The 2708-nt window shown below is 64.3% G+C and carries 2 protein-coding genes; one reads left to right on the top strand and one right to left on the bottom strand.

The annotated features are described in order from the left end of the window. On the bottom strand, positions 1-1015 hold a 1015-nt coding region (locus tag EOA38_RS32895; RefSeq protein ID WP_127301194.1), incomplete at its 3' end, for an endonuclease/exonuclease/phosphatase family protein. Between the two features lie 266 nt (positions 1016-1281). On the opposite strand from EOA38_RS32895, the gene EOA38_RS32890 reads away from it, so the two are divergent. Further along, entirely contained in the window at positions 1282-2634 is a 1353-nt protein-coding gene (locus EOA38_RS32890) for an extracellular solute-binding protein (RefSeq protein WP_126091711.1), read from the top strand. The last annotated feature ends 74 nt before the right edge of the window (positions 2635-2708 follow it).

Here is a 2708-nt window from a genome sequence, read left to right as displayed (position 1 = left end):
TTGCCTCATGGTCGGAACTCGGGCTGCCGTCGGGCAGCACCGCCGGCAGGGTGGCCGGAGCGCTTGCCGCAAGGCCGCGCGTGAAGAACCAGTCGATGCGGCCGATCGGCGTCGGGTCTCCCGCCGCTCGCCGCTGGGTCGGCCGGTCGAGCGTGTTGGCGTCGCGCCAGCCATAGCCGCGCTCGGCAAACACCTGGAACAACGGTTCGTGGCGTTCGACCTTGATCAGCCGGTCGGGTTCGGCCGCGATCCTGGCGCGCCATGCGACCGGGTCGTCGTGACGCTCTTCATGGCTGGCGGTCAGCGTGTTGAAGTCGCCGCCGATCAGCACAGGCGCTTCCGCGTCGTATCTGTCGATGGCATCGAGGAGATGGCGTATCTGGTCGGCCCGGCCGGCGGGATCGGTGCGGTTTTCGAGATGCACGGAAACGATTGTCACCCGGCGCTCGCCGACCAGCACCTGGCCGCCGATCGCCATCCGCCCGCCGATGCGCGGCTGGCCGCGCTCCGGCCGGAACCAGCCGCCGGCGGCATCCAGCCGAATGAGGAACGGCCGCAGCAGCGGCACTGCGCTGGTCACGGCATTGCCGTGGAAGCCTTCGGTATTCTCGGCTTTGCCGGCTGCCGTCCGCTCCGTTTCATTGCCGGCGCCCAGCTCGACGAACTCGACGCCATAGGCGAAGGCATGGCCGAGCCGGTCGGCAAGCCGGCTCAGCGGATGACCGTTGCCGGTGCGTGCCATGCCCTTGTCGACCTCCGACAGCAGGACGACGTCCGGCGCCTGGCCGGCGATCATTACGGCAATCGCTTCGACATGGCGAAGCCGCTCGACGTTCCAGGCCATCACGGTCAGGCTCTCGCCGGCGCTGCCCCGGGATGTCCTGCCGCCGATCTCGATCTCGCCGAGCGCCGGAATGGCGGCCGCGTGGCGCAGGTGGGTGGCGCTGTCGCGCGGACCTTCCCGCATCGCCTGGCGTTCGGCGATCGGGACATGGGTCAATTGCGCGACAAGCATGTCATTCGTCCAATTCAGCTGGCGTCCAAATTTAGCCGGTTAATCACGGGCGGCCTTTACGCCACTTTTTGGCGCTCTAGCTTCCTAGACCGCCGATATGACGTTTTCATGCCGGCACCACCGCCGAAGGGGAGGAGAGACCGGCTGTCCACAGGGCCCAACCTACCAGTCCGGGGGCCACAACAGAGCTGTCACATACCTTCTCTAAGAGAGCGGCAGGGACTTGCGCCAAACCTTGTCAAACTGCCACTCAAGAGGGAAAAACCATGACGATCATCAAGCGGGGCCTCGCTGCCCTTGCCGCAGGCGCGCTCAGCGCCGCGTTCGCGGCGCCTGCCTTTGCAGAGCCGGTCAAATTCGACTTCTGGTTCGGCCTGTCGGGCGATCTCGCCCGCGTCGTCGACACGCTGTGCAAGAACTTCAACGCCTCGCAGTCCGACTATGAAGTGGTCTGCACCAGCCAGGGCAACTACGACGCCACGCTGCAGAACACCATCGCCGCCTTCCGCGCCGGCAAGCAGCCCACTGTCGTCCAGGTCTATGACGTCGGCACCGCCACCATGATGCTGTCGGGCGCCTACAAGCCGGCCGACAAGCTGATGGAAGAGAACGGCTACAAGATCGACTACAGCGACTATTTCCCCGGCATCGCCCGCTACTACGCGACCTCGAAGGGCGAGATGCTGTCCTTCCCGTTCAACTCGTCGACGGCGCTGATGTACTGGAACAAGGACGCCTTCGCCAAGATCGGCAAGACCGAGGCGCCGAAGACCTGGGAAGATGTCGGCGCCGACCTCAAGGCACTGAAGGACGCCGGCTACGATTGCCCGATGGCGATCAACATCTCCGGCAACGAAAGCTGGCAGTTGATGGAGCAGTTCTCGGCCATCCACAACCAGCCGATCGCCAGCAAGAACAACGGCTATGACGGCCTCGACGCCCGCCTGGAAATGAACAAGACCAAGTTCGTCCAGTACGTCACCGACTTGAAGAAGTGGTACGACGACGGCCTGATCAAGATCAAGTCGAAGGACCTCGGCCAGGATATGGTGCAGGCCTTCGCCACCGGCACCTGCCAGGTCATCATGACCTCGGTCGGCGACCACGGCACGGTCGGCAAGACCCAGAAGGAAGGCATGAACTGGGATGTCGCCGAGCTGCCGGTCTATGCCGGCACCGAGCGCAAGAACTCGCTGGTCGGCGGCGCTTCGCTGTGGGTGCTCTCCGGCAAGTCGGACGCCGAATACAAGGGCGCGGCCGCCTTCCTCAACTTCATCCACGACCCCAAGACCGCTTTGTTCTGGTCGACCAACACCGGCTATATCCCGGTGACCAAGTCGGGCTTCGAATACATGAAGGCAAGCGGCTTCTACGACAAGGCGCCTTACAAGGGCCGTGAAGTGGCAATCGCCAGCCTGACCGCCTCGGAGCCGACCGAAATCACCCGCGGTATCCGCCTCGGCAACTTCACCCAGATCCGCGCCGAGTTCGGCACGCAGATGCAGGCGATCTTCGCCAACAAGGAAAGCGTGCAGGACGGCATCGACGCGCTGGTCAAGAACGGCGACGCCATCCTCGACCGCTTCCAGCAGACCTATCCCAACAAGACGCTGCCCTGATTTCCTACGCAGCCATGGCCGTCCGCCGAGAATCGACGGGCGGCCGTTTCACATCTAGTTTGTTCGCGGAAGGC

It is taken from the genome of Mesorhizobium sp. M1E.F.Ca.ET.041.01.1.1 (assembly GCF_003997355.1).
Classification (GTDB): domain Bacteria; phylum Pseudomonadota; class Alphaproteobacteria; order Rhizobiales; family Rhizobiaceae; genus Mesorhizobium.
This window is presented reverse-complemented; position numbering and strand designations above follow the sequence as displayed.